At 41.3% G+C, this 17,788-nt stretch carries 14 protein-coding genes; 13 read left to right on the forward strand and 1 reads right to left on the reverse strand.

Annotation, left to right across the window (positions count from 1 at the left end):
• Positions 1-737 precede the first annotated feature (737 nt).
• The 8 genes from JMX91_RS06235 to JMX91_RS06270 all read left to right on the forward strand — a co-directional run bounded on the left by JMX91_RS06235 (position 738) and on the right by JMX91_RS06270 (position 9,568).
• Positions 738-1,061 carry an H-NS family nucleoid-associated regulatory protein gene (locus JMX91_RS06235; RefSeq protein ID WP_201548150.1) on the forward strand — a complete coding sequence of 108 codons (324 nt, stop codon included), beginning with the start codon at positions 738-740 and terminating at the stop codon, positions 1,059-1,061.
• 229 nt (positions 1,062-1,290) lie between these two features.
• Entirely contained in the window at positions 1,291-2,118 is an 828-nt protein-coding gene (gspN, locus tag JMX91_RS06240; RefSeq protein ID WP_201548151.1) for a type II secretion system protein N, read from the forward strand.
• Positions 2,119-3,024, forward strand: a complete 906-nt coding sequence (locus tag JMX91_RS06245; protein ID WP_201548152.1) for a type II secretion system protein N — start codon at positions 2,119-2,121, stop codon at positions 3,022-3,024.
• 77 nt (positions 3,025-3,101) lie between these two features.
• Positions 3,102-5,345, forward strand: coding sequence for a type II secretion system secretin GspD (gspD, locus tag JMX91_RS06250; RefSeq protein WP_201548153.1), 2,244 nt, complete (start codon positions 3,102-3,104; stop codon positions 5,343-5,345).
• A 204-nt stretch (positions 5,346-5,549) separates the two neighbouring features.
• A complete protein-coding gene (locus JMX91_RS06255) occupies positions 5,550-5,723 on the forward strand; it encodes a hypothetical protein (RefSeq protein WP_201548154.1) in 174 nt (57 codons plus the stop codon).
• A 94-nt stretch (positions 5,724-5,817) separates the two neighbouring features.
• A complete protein-coding gene (locus tag JMX91_RS06260; RefSeq protein ID WP_201548155.1) occupies positions 5,818-6,774 on the forward strand; it encodes a TatD family hydrolase in 957 nt (318 codons plus the stop codon).
• Between the two features lie 100 nt (positions 6,775-6,874).
• Positions 6,875-7,735 (forward strand): ThiF family adenylyltransferase, encoded by an 861-nt coding sequence (locus JMX91_RS06265; protein WP_201548156.1) that lies wholly within the window; start codon positions 6,875-6,877, stop codon positions 7,733-7,735.
• A gap of 30 nt (positions 7,736-7,765) precedes the next feature.
• A complete protein-coding gene (locus JMX91_RS06270; RefSeq protein ID WP_227679303.1) occupies positions 7,766-9,568 on the forward strand; it encodes a GAF domain-containing hybrid sensor histidine kinase/response regulator in 1,803 nt (600 codons plus the stop codon).
• Positions 9,569-9,726: 158 nt separating this feature from the next.
• On the opposite strand, the gene efp is transcribed toward JMX91_RS06270, so the two are convergent.
• A complete protein-coding gene (gene efp, locus JMX91_RS06275; protein ID WP_160022040.1) occupies positions 9,727-10,299 on the reverse strand; it encodes an elongation factor P in 573 nt (190 codons plus the stop codon).
• A 160-nt stretch (positions 10,300-10,459) separates the two neighbouring features.
• On the opposite strand from efp, the gene epmB reads away from it, so the two are divergent.
• From epmB to JMX91_RS06300, 5 genes are all read left to right on the forward strand, one after another.
• Positions 10,460-11,467 carry an EF-P beta-lysylation protein EpmB gene (gene epmB / locus JMX91_RS06280; protein ID WP_201548158.1) on the forward strand — a complete coding sequence of 336 codons (1,008 nt, stop codon included), beginning with the start codon at positions 10,460-10,462 and terminating at the stop codon, positions 11,465-11,467.
• A 475-nt stretch (positions 11,468-11,942) separates the two neighbouring features.
• Positions 11,943-13,700 carry a hypothetical protein gene (locus JMX91_RS06285; protein ID WP_201548159.1) on the forward strand — a complete coding sequence of 586 codons (1,758 nt, stop codon included), beginning with the start codon at positions 11,943-11,945 and terminating at the stop codon, positions 13,698-13,700.
• Positions 13,701-14,022: 322 nt separating this feature from the next.
• On the forward strand, positions 14,023-16,110 hold the full coding sequence (locus tag JMX91_RS06290) for an EAL domain-containing protein (protein WP_201548160.1): 2,088 nt from the start codon (positions 14,023-14,025) through the stop codon (positions 16,108-16,110).
• A gap of 88 nt (positions 16,111-16,198) precedes the next feature.
• Positions 16,199-16,633, forward strand: a complete 435-nt coding sequence (locus JMX91_RS06295; RefSeq protein ID WP_224737767.1) for a c-type cytochrome — start codon at positions 16,199-16,201, stop codon at positions 16,631-16,633.
• A 24-nt stretch (positions 16,634-16,657) separates the two neighbouring features.
• Entirely contained in the window at positions 16,658-17,701 is a 1,044-nt protein-coding gene (locus JMX91_RS06300) for an AAA family ATPase (protein WP_227679304.1), read from the forward strand.
• Positions 17,702-17,788 lie beyond the last annotated feature (87 nt).

A 17,788-nucleotide genomic window follows, 5' to 3' on the forward strand; every position in this document is an offset into this window, starting at 1 on the left:
AAGGTCATACCCTCGTCTAAGCTTTTTAGTACTTGTTTACGAAAATCTAATGAGTAAGTCATGGTCTTTATGATAGCAATTAGGTTTGATAATTAGTTTATAACACTTTTAAGTGGGATTGGTTATAGCGTATGGTTAATATATATTGACTATCTATAAATGAAATAAATTTCAATGATAATCATCAAGTTTTTACTTGTTTCCGATTAATAAATTGAAAGCTATTTGGATAATAGATCTTTATATGAAATGGTTAGCTTATTCAGAAAGTACCATAGGAACGACATAGTAAGTTACAGAGGTAATGCAGAACTATCCTCAAGATTAGCAGTATTTGAGAGTATAGTGTACTGACTTACTACTCTATCATTTTAACAGTAGATTTTTGTCGAAATAGTATTGTGAAATCATAGCAGTAGTTACAATACTAGAATTTTGTTTTATTATTAGAAAATGCTTTCAAAGCTATAATAGCAATGTATAAAGAATGATGACTTGTGTGTTTAGATTTATCTAAAACTAATTTTATTTAAAATGGATACAATGAGCATCTATCGCTATATGTTTTCTATTTATAATAGATTGTTCGGGCTGTTATTAAAAATTAAATACTCTTTAGAATTAATTATATTTTATGAATAGTCTTAATTGCTAACGAACGATTTGTTCTCCGCATATTTTCACCAAAAACAATACCTCAATAGAGGCCACACTCTTATTTTATAATTGGATTTATTATGAGCAAAAATAACGCAATTGATTTAGAAAATTTGAACGTAGATGAGTTACGTGCTATCACTGAAAACGCTCAACAACTTATCGCCAAAAAACAACATCAACGTTTGTATGATGCCTATATGCAGTTCGAGCAGATTGCAGAAGATAGCAATGCAACAATCGAAGAGATACTGAAAGCTGGTGAAAAGTTAGAGAAAAAACGCAGTATTAAATATCGTAATACTAATGATCATAGTGAAACTTGGACTGGCCGTGGCCGTAAGCCAACGTGGTTGGTTGAAGCGCTAGCAGCAGGTCGTGATATCGAAGATTTTGCTATTTAATTAGCTGTTTTCTTATAAAATTCCTTTCTGTGAGCCAGTTAGAATGTTCTATTTATAATGGTGTATTTACAACCATTTAGCGATAGATAGAGCTGTTTTTCAGAAAATAAAAGCCAGTATCTTTACTGCCAATATTTTGGCAAAAAGATACTGGCTTTTTTTCTGTCATCTATATGCCATTGTTTGTTATGATAATGACGTTTTTGTCTTATATAAGAGTTGTACGACTGTGGCCCAAGTAACTGAGTTTTCTCATAAACGTCCCCGTAAGCTCTGGTGGCTGGTTGGGTTTGTGTTGTTTGCGCTATTTGCTGTGTTGCAAATGCCAGCAGCATGGTTACTTGAGAAATACGCGCCAGATACGCCTTATGTCCAGCATGTATCTGGCAATGTATGGCAAGGTGCTGCTATTTGGCAGTTGCCTATGTCATCGTCGTCGCTCACAGGTATGGCGGAATGGTCATGGCAGCCTTGGCAGTTACTCATAGGTAAGCTAGGTGCGGACGTCAATATTCACTCATCACAGACACGTCTGAATGGGCAAGTTAAACTTGGGTTAAACTCATGGCAAGTTGACAACATGAGTGGGAAAATTGTACCTGAGACGTTAGCGGGGATGGTCAACTGGCAGCTGCCGAATACCCCTATTCAAGTAAATAATGTATCGCTAACACGCCAGTCTGATAAAAGTGACGCATCTAGTAGTGAGCCTGCTAAAGACGCTGGCGGATTTAGTGCAGCGGATGGTCAATTGACTTGGGTTGGCGGTGAGGTAGGCTATCCTAGTGGTGGCAAAGTTTTTTATATTACGATGCCTGCTCTAAGAGCCGAGCTTAGTACAGAGCAAAAAAACAATAGAGATTTGCTGCATATTAATTTACTGAACAATCAAGATAAGCGTTTGGGAGATCTGTATCTCGACAGCGATAATATGCTTGATGTCAGTTTGACGCAGCGCTTGTTAGAGAATATGCCTGAGTACAAAGGACAAGCCCCTCAAGATACACCAGTTGTCAGTGTGCGCCAGCCACTGCTAACTGGTCTGGGGGCGAACTAAATGCTTAATATCACTACAAGCCTAAAACCTGTTATCAATACTCTCAATCGCTTTTCAGGTTGGCTATTATTGTTAGCCATTGCTTGGCTATGCTGGACAGCCGCCCGCCTTTTATGGTTATTATTAGCAGCGCCTTTAGCACCTGCATTGCCTTTAGCGCCCCTACAGAATAGTGCCAAATCCACCAATGATTATAGTGGCTTATTTGCAATATTTGCTGATCCCGATCCTATTACCGCAGCTGTGCAACCACCTCCCAACATTGAGCTCAAAGGCGTCCTACTAGCTATACCTGAGAGCATGTCTTCCGCCTTATTGAATGTCAATGGCGAAGTCAAAAATTACCGCATCGGTGATGAGCTAAAAGACAGCGATTATACGCTCGTGGCTGTTGACTGGAATTCAGTCATTATCGCTAATGCTAACGATAAAGAAACCGTCATTAAAATGCCAGAGGCGATGCCATTAGACCAGAGTGATATGCTAGCAAGCGGAATAAGTAATCAGCGTTTGCCAAACAACAGCATGTTGCCTACAGCGCCCCAGCCAGTGCAAAACGCTGTTCCTGAGGCAAAAGGAACAACTGACGCAGACACTTCAGGTAATCCACAGTCGGCTATCGAAGAAGCGGTTACGGCTTTGCAAGAAAACCCTGCCAGTTATCTAAGTAGGATGGGGGTGATGGCATCAGGTGAAAGCTATCAAGTCACAGCGGCGATGCCTGCTGGCCTACGTAATCGTTTAGGGCTAGAGCCAGGCGATAAGGTACTGACCGTCAACGGACAGAGCGTAGGTAATAACCCAGCGCAAGATGCTGGTGTACTTCAGCAAGTACAGCAAGCAGGTGAAGCGCAGATAGAGGTTCAACGTGGTGAGCAAGTTATTACGATTCGCCAGCAGTTCTAGCAAGGTAGGTTTTTAGCAAAATTGCTCCTTAAAAATTCAGCACATAGTAAGCAATATCACTGTAGGTAATCATCAATATGGTAAGTTTTCAGAATTTTTCAGCCACGCCTTTGTACCGTAGCCTGCAGCGTTTGATGCGCCTGTGTCGTCCACTTTGTCTAGCAGTACCATTATGGGCTGCTGGTGTTGGTCTTGCCAATGCTGAGAGCTGGAAAGTCAATTTACAAGATGCTGATATCAAAGCCTTTATTAATGAGGTCGCGACCATCACGGATCAAAACTTTGTACTTGATCCACGTATCAATGGTAATGTCACGGTCATCTCTAACAAGGCTTTGTCCCGTGATGAGATTTATCAGCTATTTCTAAGCGTGATGCAAGTGAATGGTATCGCCGCGATTGAATCGGGAACGACGACAAAACTGGTGCCAGATAATATTGCTAAGCAATCTGGTGTGGCGGTTGATTTACGCGGTGATAGTGTTGGCGAATCGCTCGCCACTCGAGTTATTTACTTGACCAACACTCAAGCTGCAGAAGTGTTAGGTGTTATTCGCCCATTGATGCCGCAGTCGGCTCACGCGGCCGCTGTACCTGGTGTCAATGCACTAGTATTGTCCGATCGAGCAGACAGCCTTAATCAACTGACGGCCCTTATTCGTGATTTAGACAGCAATGTGAATGACAGTTTGCAAGTGATACCACTACGCCACGTCGATGCCGAACGTATGATGGAGTTGATTAGCGCCTTAGTCTCAAGTGCCGGTAGTGGGCAAGCACAAGGTGGCAACAATCAGCTAAAGGTGATTGCTGATACGTCGAGCGATAGACTGTTGGTCAAAGGCAGTCCTGAAATGATTGCTAAAGTCCAAGAAATGGTCAATCAATTGGATACCACGCCGACCAGACGTTTAAGTGGTCTCCGTGTTTTTCGATTAAAGTATGCTAGTGCGGGTCATATCGCCGATATGTTACGCGGCTTGCTCGCTAATCAATCCATTAATAGTGCTGGCGCGACCTCGACACTAGAATCAGCTTCGCTAAATGATGTAAGTAGCACAGGCGCCGCAATTAATAATGCAGCCAGCGATAGCCTAGGTAGCAGTGCGGCTGCTGTGTCGACTAGCAGCACAAGTGGAACAAGCACAGGAGTGGGTGGTCGTCCGTTTAGTATTATCGCTGACGAAACTCAAAATGCCGTTATCGTCAATGCCGCACCTGAGCTAATGTTTGAGATTGAAGACGCGGTCAACCAGTTAGACAGTCGCCGTGCACAAGTATTGATTCAAGCCGCTATTGTTGAAGTGTCAGGCGATGATGCCACTCAGCTAGGTGTTCAGTGGGCGCTAGGTAACGCCAATAGTGGCTATGGAGTGGTCAACTTTAACAATGTGGGAGCCAGCGCAACGACGCTTGCAGCTGCCGCTTTAGCGGGGACGAGTACGGCAGGTATTAGCGCTGCAGCCAGCTCTATTGCTGGTGCATTGATAGGCATTGGAGACAGTCGCAAAGACAGTCAAGGTAATACAGAGTTTTATGGTGCTATTTTACAGGCGCTTGACTCATCTACCAGCGCCAATTTGCTGTCCATGCCATCGATTTTGACGCTGGATAATGAAAAAGCTAGTATCTTAGTTGGTCAAAACGTGCCTTTTGTCACAGGTTCTTTTACCACTAGTGGCAATAATTCAAACAACCCATTTCAGACAATTGATCGCCAAGACATTGGTATTAATTTGAACGTCATTCCCCATATTGGTGACAATGGCACCGTACGTTTAGAGGTATCGCAAGAAGTCTCGTCAGTCGTGCCAGGCAGTACGGGTAATGCCAGTGGACTAATTACCAATAAAAGCCTTATTAATACGACCATTCTAGCGGATGATCAGCAGACGATTGCCTTGGGCGGCCTGATGCGTGACAACACCACCACACGTCAACAGAAAGTTCCTGGACTGGGTAATGTCCCAGTCATCGGTAGACTCTTTCGTTCTGACAATGACAGCACCCAAAAGAGCAATTTGATCATCTTTTTACAGCCGACTATTTTACGTGATGGCGGCGCGGTAGCGAGTGTGACTGAACGCAAATTCAATCAAATGCGAGTGTTGCAGCTGGTCATTGATAAAAACGGTACGATTAAGCAATTACCATTGAGCGGCACTGAAGGTTGGAATGGTAATGTCAGTGCAGATTACGAGCTCATGCCACTTAATCCTCTTATCCCTAAACGTGATCAAGCGCCAAAATCTACCTCGCAAGGTTTTACGAGAGTAGATAGTCCTAATAGTGGTATCACGACTTATCCTCTCAATCGTTAAAATATTAGCCGTATATATAATGGTTAATATGATTTAACTGACATAAATTAATGTACGATGTGATAGACGATAGTTACATCGTACATTAGCTTGCGTATTCATAACACAGATAAACATAGCCGCTTTTATATTTAAGTATATTGGTTACTAATAGAATAATGAGTTACGTATCATATTTTTCACTATAGTAAATCAGAAACTAAGATGACAGATTATAAGAATACAAAAAAGTGGTTTTTACTGAGTGTGGCTGCAACTGCGCTATTGCTCATCCCTAGGCGCAGTAGTCGAAAGGACAGTACGAAGATAGTAAGTAACCATGATACCGTATCTGAGAGCAGTATTAATGATGCTCGTGAGAATGCAATTAGTAAATAGAAGCTAGTAATTAAAAAGTAGAAGATTAAAAATGCGTCTATAGCAATCTATCATTTAATTCTATGTGTTTAAAAGTCAGTTGTGGAGTTTATTAATGTGTGGCAACGAATCAGTGACCATTGCTGAGAGAACAGATGCTAGAGAAGTTTTAAAAAATGTCTATCCTCTTATAGATACGCATACACATTTTGATGCTCCAGTGTTCGACAATGATCGCAGACAACAGGTAGAGCAGGCTTATAGTCAAGGTGTCCGTCACTTAGTGCTAGTAGGTTATCTATATCAGTATTTTGATCGAATGTACGATACTCAAGATTTCATCAATGAACTGTCACAGTCGTCTGTGACAAAGGTGAATAGTAAAAATAAGTGCGATGTTGCAGCCCATATCGCGCTAGGTTTACATCCTTTTTATATTGAGCAGCATACCGATGATCATCTAATACAACTTGAGCAAATAGTGATGGAGCAACTTCCATTGGCCATTGGTGAGATTGGGTTAGATACCTTTACCGATGCAATGAAGCAGCCTGATGTATTTGCTAAACAAAAAAGGTTCTTTGCGGCGCAGTTGGATATAGCAGTGGCTCATAGTCTGCCAGTGATGCTGCATATTCGTAAGGCACATGCTGAAGCGCTCGCAATATTAAAAGCGCATAAATACGATGCTCATAAATTAGGCGGTATTGCCCATAGCTTTAGTGGTGGTGAACAAGAAGCCAAGGCTTTTGTAAAATTGGGGTTTAAGCTGGGTGTTACGGGTCAGATTACCAATCCGAATGCCAAAAAACTGCGCCGTGCTATTCAAGTAGCAGTTGAGAGTCATGGCATCGAATGCTTGGTTGTTGAAACGGATTGTCCAGATATGACACCTATTATGTGTCAGATAACGGATGATACTGATTCACATAATAGAAATGTACCAGCCAATCTGCCATGGGTATTGGCAAGCTTGAGTGAGCTATTAGAAATACCGCATGATAAACTTGCTAAGCAATTGTGGCAAAATAGCTGTGATGCTATGAAAGTAGACTGGGCTCATTCAATGTAACTGTGCTACTTATAAGAAAAGCATAGCGGTAATTAGAAGCTAAAAAGTACTAGCCAAATAAATGTCAACCAAAATGTTTGAAAAGAGAATTTGATCTGTTATGAGTGAAACGCGACAATTTGAACAACCAAAATCCGTCGAAGACAGTCTTGCACAAGACGAATCGCGCCAACAAGATGAGCAGTACGATCGTCGTTTTCAAGGTACACGGACACTATATGGTACCTCTGCGGTTGATACTTTTTTGGCAGCTCATGTCTATATTATTGGTGTAGGAGGGGTTGGCTCTTGGGCAGCGGAGGCGTTGGCTCGGACAGCGGTGGGAACGATTACGTTGATTGATTTGGATGTATTGGTTGCGTCTAATGTCAATCGCCAACTGCCTGCACTAGACAGCACGTTTGGACAAAGTAAAATTGAAGCAATGGCAACTCGTATTAGAGAAATTAATCCCACAGTAACGTTGAATTTAGTCGATGACTTTTTGACAGTAGATAACGTCACCACACTCCTACCAAGTCGTGAAGCAGTCAGATCTGCCACTGCTCAGGGTAGACCGATTGTTATTTTAGACTGTGTAGACGATATGAATGCGAAACTAGCAATTGCTTTACACTGTCGTTTTAATAAACTAAAGTTGGTCTGTGCGGGCGGTGCAGGTGGTAAGATAGATCCAAGTCAGATTAGAGTAAGTGATTTGCGTGACTGTTATCAAGACCCGCTACTAGCAAAGTTACGCAACAAGTTACGCCATGAGAAAGGTATCAATACTGCTTTAAAAGAAAAATTTGGTATCAAATGTGTCTATTCGACAGAGCCACCGATTGTAGATAAAAGCTGTCAAACAGGCGGTCTGCAGTGCGGTGGTTATGGCTCAGCAGTGGTCGTTACGTCAGTGGTGGCGATGATTATGGTGAGTGAAGCATTACAATTATTGATAAGACAGACGAGTCGTAACTAATACGTCTGATATTATTTAATGGAGTTTACCTTGTCTATATCTAACTCACCTCAGCAGAGCTACCCTGTCGCGGTAGATGAAATAGAGCGTATCAATAAGCTAAGAAAGTATCAGGTACTTAATGAAGATGAGGAGCCTGCGTTTGAGCGGCTTGTTGCACTCGTAAAGCTGTTTTTTGATGTGCCTGTAGTCACGATCACTTTTATGGATGAGGAAACCCAATATTTAAAGCCAGCCTGTAAATTCGATAGTCAAGATGAGGCTGTCAGCAAAGGACCACGTAACACTGCTTTTTGTAATTATACAATACTGTCTGATGATGTACTAATAGTGTTAGACACCTTTAAGGATAGTCGTTTTAGCCAAAGCCCAATGGTCACAGGTTCTCCGTATTTACGATTTTATGTTGGTGCACCTATTATCTTGACTGAAGACAACAAACGGTACCGTCTAGGCACCTTATGTCTTATGGATACTGAGCCACATCAGAGTTTTAGCAGTCAACAAGAAAAGATATTGGCGCAGTTTGCAATGATGGCCGCAGATGCGCTGAAATTACAAGATAAACAACGTGATGCTAAGCGTGCTAATGAGATGAAATCGAGCTTTTTGGCCAATATGAGTCATGAGATTCGTACACCGATGAATGGTATTATCGGTATGGTAGAAATGTTAGGCGATACCGAACTTACTGATGAACAGCGAGAATATGTTGATAACATCAAAGTATCTAATGAGCATTTAATGGTCATTATTAATGGTATTTTGGACTTATCGAAAGTTGAGTCTGGAAAAATGACGATTGATTCTATTCCATTGAATTTATCTAGTTTATGTAATGAGGTCGTCAGTTTATTTGCTATAAAGGCACGTCAAAGAGGCGTAACCTTAGATTATCATTATACTGAAACGCTATCACCCTACGTAAACGGCGATCCTGTACGTCTAAAGCAGATCATTGCAAACTTGGTCAATAACGCGATTAAGTTCACGCGTGAAGGTGGGCAAGTAAGTATCGATGTTAAACATATGGACAACTGCTATTGCCCAGATAACATCGATGAGAAATTTGTGAGTACGAGTAAACAAAAAGCAGTCAGCAAAACAGAAGGCGATAAAACTGGTCAAAATATGACTTTGTGTATAGAAGTGAAAGATACGGGTGTTGGTATTAAAGAAGAGTCGTTAGAGGCGATATTTGACGCTTATGACCAAGCAAATAAGTTTACTCATCGTATTTACGGTGGTACTGGACTTGGACTGTCTGTTTGTAAGTCCCTAGTCGATTTGATGGGTGGTCACATTCACGTAAACAGTGAAGTAGGGGTTGGTACGACATTTAGTGTTTTATTACCGTTGACTACTATTGATGAAGACAAGTATGAGACATGGCAGGACTCTCACGATACGACCATGATTGAACCTACACATGAGCGATCTGGCCATATCTTGTTGGTCGAAGATGATGCTGTAAATGCGATTATAGCCAAGAAATCACTAACCAGCAGTGGTCATACCGTCACTCATGTTACAGATGGCCAGCAAGCAATTGAGGCTTTTGCTTTATTCCCTGACCGTTATGATGTGATATTGATGGATCATCATATGCCGATTATGGACGGTGTACAGGCAACTATTAAATTGCATGAACTATATGATCCTCAAGTACTACCGCCCATTATTGCCCTGACTGCCAATGCAATGGACGGCGAGCGTGAAAAATATCTGAAAGTTGGTATGCAGGATTATTGCACCAAACCTTTTAAGCAAGAGCAGTTGAATGCCTTAGTACAGTATTGGCTGATACAGAAGCAATCATTGGAAGAAGAGTGATTTGCTAGATATTAGTATTAGCGCCATTGATTAGTATTTTAATGTAACTATGATTAACAAATACAAAAAAAGCTTAACCGTCTATATGGTGGTTAAGCTTTTTTATTGATGATAAAGATATCAGTAAATATCAACTACCAGTCATGTTTAGAGCGATATTAGTTCACGCGAGTTTGGTAGTCGCCAGTACGCGTATCGACACGTACCACTTCACCTTGTTGCACAAATAATGGTACACGTACAACGGCACCTGTCTCTAATTTAGCAGGTTTGCCACCACCGCCTGAAGTATCGCCGCGTACGCCAGGATCTGTTTCTACAATTTCTAACTCAACGAAGTTAGGCGGCGTGACTGACAGAGGAGCACCATTAAATAACGTAATGGTACATAGAGCATTGCTGTTTTCTTTTAACCACTTGATTGAGTCACTCATTGCGTTTTTGTCCGCTTGAATCTGCTCAAAGCTCTCAGGATGCATAAAATGCCAAAACTCGCCATCGTTGTATAGATAGTTCATTTCAGTATCCATCACATCAGCAGCTTCTAAGCTGTCACCTGATTTGAAAGTTTGTTCCAGTACTTTGCCACTACGAAGATTGCGCAACTTAACACGGTTAAAGGCTTGACCTTTACCAGGCTTGACAAACTCGTTTTCAAGAATGGCACAAGGGTTGCCATCAAGCATCACTTTTAGACCAGCTTTAAATTCATTAGTAGAAAAACTTGCCACAAGAAACTCCTAGGGGTTGTAAATATAATAGTAAGACATAGGGCTGACTGTACCAAAATTTTCTGTTATGCCAAGTATTTACGGATTAACGAGGATACTTTGATAGGCTAGACACTAAGGGCGTATAATATCGGATTTTGGGCACAGGTAATAGGCTGTCATGATAAACCATTTAATCACACAAAAAAACTGGCAAACGCAATTATCGGAAGCTATTACATCTGTTGATGAGCTATTGAGTATCCTACAGCTTGAATCAATGCGTGCAGAAGTTTACGTACCTAAGCATTTTGAACTGCGTGTGCCGCGTGGCTTTGTGGCAAAAATGGCTATTGGCGACCGTAATGACCCCTTGCTTAAACAAGTGTTGCCAGATCAGCAAGAGCAAATCAACGTCACAGGCTACGTAGCAGATCCGCTAAGCGAAAACACTCAAAATCCTGTAAAAGGCTTGCTTCATAAATATCAGTCGAGAGTGTTGTTAACGATTACGGGTGCGTGCGCTATTCACTGCCGTTACTGCTTTCGCCAGCATTTTGACTATAGTGCCAACATGCCAACTGCCGATGCAAAAGAAAATATCATCAATTATATTAATGCAAATCCTGAGGTCAATGAGGTAATTCTGAGTGGTGGTGACCCACTAAATGTGACCAATCGACGATTGTTTTCATGGTTAGATACTTTGGAGTCTCTTCCGCAGATTACTACCATTCGATTGCATACGCGTTTGCCATTGGTGATACCTGCACGCTTGGACGCTGCATTGTTAGAGAGGTTATCTCAAAGCCGCTGCCATATTGTCATGGTGATTCATTGTAACCATGCCAATGAGATAGATGGAACAACCGCTGAGTATTTGCAACGTGCGAGAGCAGCTGGAATTACACTATTAAACCAAGCCGTGTTGTTAAAGGGTATTAACGATACTCTTGACGCGCAAGTGCAGCTTAGTCAGCGTTTGTTTGCTTGTGGCGTGCTACCATATTATTTACATGTGTTGGACAAGGTGGCTGGTGCGGCGCATTTTGATAGTAGTGAGCAAGCAGCGATTGAGCTTTATTGGGCGTTATTAGCGTCATTGCCAGGTTATCTTGTTCCTAAGTTGGTCAGAGAGTTACCGAATAGACCTTTTAAAGTGCCGATTGATATTTACAGTAATGGCTAATGTAGGGCACTATATCAACTTATTTAGTAAACAAAGAGCGGCTCTTAAAAAAGATGCGGATAGTATCTTTCAAAACTAAAAACTAAAAACTAAAAACTAAAAACTAAAAACTAAAAACTAAAAACTAAAAACTAAAAACTAAAAACTAAAAACTAAAAACTAAAAACTAAAAACTAAAAACTAAAAACTAAAATCTAGGATTTATGCTTTTTTATAAGTATAAATAGATATATGATTGGAACAGAATATAGGCTGTCAGTATGTAATCTACCTAAAAAGCATATAACGTTAAATATAAAACTCTGCCAGTATATAGGTATTGTCAGAGCGTACTACTAGATTTAGGCTCACAATAAATAGATATCATCACTTTTCTATAGTCGAGCTTCACAAACATTTTTTATGCCATACATGTATTTGTACTGCTGCATATTACTGATTGCTTCAGAGTGACTAATAGAGAGTAAAGATACTGATGATAACGTTATCGATGTTTCAAGAGCATTTAGATTCTACAGAGCCACTACCTGCGCTATCTAATCGCTCAGTAAATGGTCAAGAACGATACTTGTTAAAGATGTTGGCAACGCTACCTACGCTTACCCAAGAGCAGCAAACAGAGCATTTAGAGAGTCTACTGACAGTATTACGTGAATCCAATATGGATGAACAACAGCGTCTTAAATTAATGGCAACAGTCATTGATGCCTCAGACCGACTGATTGCAGATTTTAGGCAGCACTATATCTATGAGACAGGTGCGCTTAGTCAGGATCAGATGTCTTATATCGCTCAAATGCAATCGCTACATTATTTAATTATCATGGTTTACGACAAAATCATACGTCGTGAGACGCAGTTGTCAGAAGCCTCCTTAAACCAATATTCTAGTAAAGGTTGGCAGCGTTTTTTTGGTGCTGAGACTAAATCTGATAGCACGCTTGCTATTGCGATCTATCAATCACTCTTAAGATACCAAAAACTATTAGCAGAAGAAACACTGTGCTATCGAAAGCCATCAGACTACCTGTGGTCTAAAGTCAATCAATTATATTATCTGGCTCATCAGAGAAAAGTGGTTGATACGGATTTAAGTCTACATACTGTCACGAACCAAACAAACAGTATTCATCAGCTATATTGCCAAATTTGTTTGCATCACTTGTTAAATTTGCGTGCTATGAGGCGCCCGAATATCTTACTCGTACAGCGTCTACTACCTGAATGGGCTAAGCACATGGTCGCGACAATGGAGCCTGCTACCGAGACAAAGGTTTTTGTTGATCTTCATAGCAGTAATCCACCAAGCTATCTGACTGTCAACTCTCATATCAACCCCTATGAAGATCATCATGACTGTCTATTTATAGAACTGACACCAATAGTTGAATATTTTGAGTCACGTAAAAAAGCCTTTATCGAAGAAGGTGGCACAGCAGAATATAGTTTGCTTAATGCTATTTCGATGACCATTAGCTATCGCTATTTGCAGCCGCCACCTACCTTACCAACCAAATATACTAGCAAGCAGCAGGCAAAGTTAATCACCAATTTTAATGACATACACTACCAAGTAGGTCATTCAAAAATTTTTGCCAATTTGATCGCTATCAAAAATTTACGAGAAGAGGACAGGCCTTTATACGATACATTTGACAGCGAGCGTAGTCGCAGTAGCGTTATAAATATTGAGATATTTGACGACTATGAAAGTTCTTCAGCATATCGCAAACTGCATTTGTTGCCAAAAAATGGTAAGCCTAATGAGAAGGTTGCAGACAAAAATATTTTCAATAAAGAGAGGCTTATTGTAGAAAAACATGACTCTGACCTTTCTCTAACGGCACCGCAGCCCTTACACATAATGAGTTTAATTTTGGTCTATGGCTCTGAAAATACAGAACAACCTGATTGGTCAATAGGGGTGGTACGCTGGTTCAATGTAGATACTAAAAATCCAGAAGTGGAATGGCAAATACTCGGGCATAAAATTGTGGCATGTGGATTACGTTTGGAAGGCAGTAAAACGCGAAGTCATCATTTTGTACCGGCATTTATTCTCGGTAAAGATGAACAGCTACAGACGACTGGCACGCTAATCGTACCGCCTTTTTACTTTCAAGCTGATGATAGAGTCGTCATGCGTATTGGTAATAAACAAACCACTCTACGATTAGGACGCAGGCTAATGATGACTGATAAGTTTAGTCAATATGAGGTGGCGCAGTTATAGCGCTTAGAGGTACTTAGATGCGACAGGAGTTTCAGGCCATAACGAAGAATTTATACAGGTTTTTGTCAGTAATATAGTAGTCGACAAAGGTCATAAGCTAATCTGCAGTTGGTCTAATTATTGTCTATAATGATAAATATTGTTACTCTGACTTTTACGATATCTCTAACTATAAAATAATTATCATAGTGAAAACTCAGTCTATACTGATAGGATTCACAGAATATTAACGCTAGCGTGTTTTATGTGCTAGGTTAGTTTTAGACAAAGATGTAAAGTAACAAAATAATAGATAACAATACGTACGACTAAAAGGCTCCTTATGCGCTCTCAATCTCTTTTAAATTTATTGGTGATCAATGATGATCAGCTCTATGCTGAACGTCTTGTTCAGTTATTGAGTCCTTATTATGATAGTGTGAATTTGGGGTTTTTGGACGATAAAGAAGAGCTATTAAAATTTCTGCGCCAACCGTGGGATGTACTGGTATTTGGCAAAGCTTATAATATGAGCTTTACAGATGTGGTGAGCATCGTACAAGAGCAAAATATCGATCTGCCAATGATCTGTTTAATGAATGAAGAGATAGCGTCGACGGCCTACAATGAGTATGAGCTACCGACTGTGATTAGTGGCACGATGATCAAAGCGCTTGAAATGGATCAAGAGATGCCAGTCGTAATGGCCATTTGTCTACAGCATAGTAGTTTGCGCAGTCGTCGTGAGCTAAAAACTTTACGTCAAGTGCTTTCTGAAGCAGAACAACGTGCCAATGTATTGATTAAGAACTCTAAGAGCGCGGTCGCTTATATAGACGAGGGTATTCATATACTTGCTAATGAGCCTTATCTTCAGCTATTCGGCTTTAAATCGATGAATGAAGTGGTAGGCGTCCCTATTATTGACCTGATTTCAGGTAAAGACAATGTCCAAGGGTTTAAACAGTTTTTACGTCAGTTTGATAAAGGTAGTCGCCAAGACGTTGAGTTTAATTTTGAAAGTGTACGGACAGATGGTAGTACTTTTGAAGCGAAACTACAATTAGCATCAGCCACGTTAGAGGGCGAGCCAGTCATTCAAATTATCATTCAGCAGAATAGTAATAATAGTGCGGAGGTTGCTAAGCGTTTAGCTGAAGCTGAACGTAAAGATAATTTAACTGGCCTAGATAATCGTCGCGGTTTTGAAGATCAGATGATAGCGATACATCAGCAGGCGTCCCAAGGACTAATAACCGCAGCCCTGCTATATGTGCAGGTTGATAATGTAGGAAAAATAAGAAGTAGTTTGGGTCTACAAGGAATAGATGCAACGGTCAAACAAGTTGCCCACACGTTGACTGAGCTAGTACCTGATGGGCATGTAAGCCGTTTCAGCGATACCGCATTCACGATATTAGTAAAAAACAAGACGACGAATGATCTTGAAGAACTTGCTGCGCATATCGGTTCGTCTATAAAGGGTATGTTTATTGAAGTTGATAAACGTACAACGAATACAACAGTTAGCATTGCTATTGTCAAAATCGAAAAAAATACGGTAGAGCCTGTCATCATATTAGAACGCGCCATGGATGCTATCAGCCAAATCATGGTAGAGACTTCTAATAGTGGTGGGTCTTACCGTATATATGACCCAAGCGAACATGCCAATAGCGATGATCATGCACTTGCTGAGTCATTAGTGGATGCCATTACTAATAACCGCTTTGAGCTATCATTTCAGCCGATATACGACATCAACAACGATCGTAGCGACTTTTTTGAAGTGTATCTACGGTTACCGCTGTCAGATGCTGACAATACGGTATTAACCCCTGATCAATTTATGGCGGTGGCTAAAAAACATCAACTGTTAGAAAAGATTGATCGATGGGTGCTTATCAATGCCTGTAAGAAAATCAATGACGTCCGTAAGGTTCATCCTGAAGCCAGATTGTTAGTACAATTAACTAATGCTTCACTGGTTGATAAAAAACTGCCGATTGTCGCCAGTCAATTGATAAAAGCGGTAGGCGGCGCAGCTGGTGTATTGACACTACAGTTCAATGAAATAGATATCTCTGATCACTTAACCGTCGCCAAATCTCAATTTTCCGCACTCAGCGATGTTAGCTGTCAACTAGGTATTAATAATTTTGGCTCTTCTGTCAAATCTATTGAAATTGCCAATTTTGTCCAGCCTGATATGGTACGCTTGGCGCGCAGTTATATCCAAGATATTGGTTCAGCAGAAAATCTAGAAACGGTTAAATCTCTTATTGCGCGTACTAATGATATCAAGGTTGATGTGCTCATGCCTTATATCGAAGATGCAGCAACGATGTCGGTCGCTTGGAGTGTGGGCGCGCGCTATTTGCAAGGGTATTATTTAGAAGAGCCTAGTAGCACAATAAAGGTAGCGAGTTAAAAGGCCAATACATCATATCGTTTATGTTATGGCGATGATATTCCTCAACCAAAGATTGCTAAAAATGTCCCTTATCAATAGATATCAAATGAGCAGCCTTTTGGCTGCTGTTCTGTTGCTCACAGCTTGTGAGAAAACACCACCTGACCACCGTGCTCCTGTGACTCTACCCTTATATACTGACGGCGATGCAGACAACGGCTCGATAATTTATAAAGATGCCTGTGGTCAATGTCACCAACGTAATGCGGGCCTGAATAAGAAAGGCCCACAATTAATGAATATATATGGTGCGCCGGCTGCCGAGTTAAAAGATTATACCTACAGCAAAGGACTAGAAGATTCAGGTTGGGTGTGGGACGCAGAGACACTCGATCCATATATTGCAGATGCCCAAAAAGCCATGCCAGACTCCAAAATGCTGTCTGACCCGATGCCAGATGCGAAAGAGCGTGCCGATATCATTGCTTATTTATCTACGCTCCGTGCCGCTGCACCAACCGTTACAGATGATGTGAACTGACTTATCATCGCTATGACCTAAAAAATGAGCCAACAACCTACTATGACCCATGCAGCTAACGATAGATCATTATCCATCTCTCAGAGAACAGCGAATCCGCTTAGCCAGTCCATCCCTAGTACGGCTGATTTTCAACGCAATCAGCAGCAAATTGCACAGCTGTTAGCGCAATTAAATCAGATTGTATTGGACAAACCGCAAGCAGTTAGGCTAGCACTCAGTTGTATCTTAGCAGGCGGTCATTTGTTGTTACAGGACTTGCCTGGTATGGGTAAGACGACTTTGGCACAGGGCTTGGCACAGTTGTTAGGTTTGAGCTTCAGTCGAGTGCAATTTACCAATGATATGTTGCCTGCTGATATTTTAGGTATGAGCATCTACGACCAAAGTAAACAGCAATTTGAGTTTCGTCCGGGCCCTATCTTTACACAGTTATTACTTGCTGATGAAATCAACCGTTCTAGTCCCAAAACGCAGAGTGCGCTACTTGAAGCGATGGAGGAGCGACAAGTCACGCAAGATGGCCAGACGTATCCTTTGCCGCAGCCATTCTTTGTCATTGCCACTCAAAATCCATTGCAACAAGCAGGTGTCTATCCGCTCCCAGAGTCGCAGTTAGACAGATTCCTGTTATGCTTATCATTGGGTTATCCATCGCCTGCCGCAGAGCGTGAGCTGCTAAAAGGTAAAGATCGTCGCGAGCTACTCAAAGATTTGGATACGGTACTTGATACTGAGGCTGTACTATTGGCTCAGCATGCTGTCAGGCAGGTTTATGTAGCAGATACTGTATTGGATTATTTGCAAAGACTGGTTGCAAAAACTCGTGCAAGCCAAGAGTATCATGGCTTATCGCCTCGCGGCGTGTTGTCGCTACAACGTGCTGCCCAAGCGCATGCCTATGTATCGGGATATATGGAAGTGACCCCTGAAGATATCCAAGCGGTGTTTGCTGCGGTTACTGATCATCGCCTCGGTCAGCGTTTCGTACCCGCGCATGTGACTGGTGGACAAGCGACAAAAACCATCGCCCAACGTATCCTAGCAGAAGTGTCAGTCGTCGCTTAGCAGCTGATATGCTGTTTGACCGTATTGATTAACTGCATCGGTGAAATGTAGTTCTACACATAGTCAAATCTATATAACTTAGAAAAA

Origin of the sequence: Psychrobacter sp. Pi2-1 (assembly GCF_904846645.1) — a bacterium.
Lineage (GTDB): Bacteria > Pseudomonadota > Gammaproteobacteria > Pseudomonadales > Moraxellaceae > Psychrobacter.

Bases quoted from the DNA above. Each gene is read 5' to 3' on its own strand.
- JMX91_RS06245 (WP_201548152.1), top strand. From the start codon at position 2,119: ATGCTTAATATCACTACAAGCCTAAAACCTGTTATCAATACTCTCAAT.
- epmB (WP_201548158.1), top strand. From the start codon at position 10,460: ATGATAAACCATTTAATCACACAAAAAAACTGGCAAACGCAATTATCG.
- JMX91_RS06300 (WP_227679304.1), top strand. From the start codon at position 16,658: ATGAGCCAACAACCTACTATGACCCATGCAGCTAACGATAGATCATTA.
- JMX91_RS06235 (WP_201548150.1), top strand. From the start codon at position 738: ATGAGCAAAAATAACGCAATTGATTTAGAAAATTTGAACGTAGATGAG.
- gspD (WP_201548153.1), top strand. From the start codon at position 3,102: ATGGTAAGTTTTCAGAATTTTTCAGCCACGCCTTTGTACCGTAGCCTG.
- JMX91_RS06290 (WP_201548160.1), top strand. From the start codon at position 14,023: ATGCGCTCTCAATCTCTTTTAAATTTATTGGTGATCAATGATGATCAG.
- JMX91_RS06265 (WP_201548156.1), top strand. From the start codon at position 6,875: ATGAGTGAAACGCGACAATTTGAACAACCAAAATCCGTCGAAGACAGT.
- JMX91_RS06295 (WP_224737767.1), top strand. From the start codon at position 16,199: ATGAGCAGCCTTTTGGCTGCTGTTCTGTTGCTCACAGCTTGTGAGAAA.
- JMX91_RS06285 (WP_201548159.1), top strand. From the start codon at position 11,943: ATGATAACGTTATCGATGTTTCAAGAGCATTTAGATTCTACAGAGCCA.
- JMX91_RS06255 (WP_201548154.1), top strand. From the start codon at position 5,550: ATGACAGATTATAAGAATACAAAAAAGTGGTTTTTACTGAGTGTGGCT.
- JMX91_RS06260 (WP_201548155.1), top strand. From the start codon at position 5,818: ATGTGTGGCAACGAATCAGTGACCATTGCTGAGAGAACAGATGCTAGA.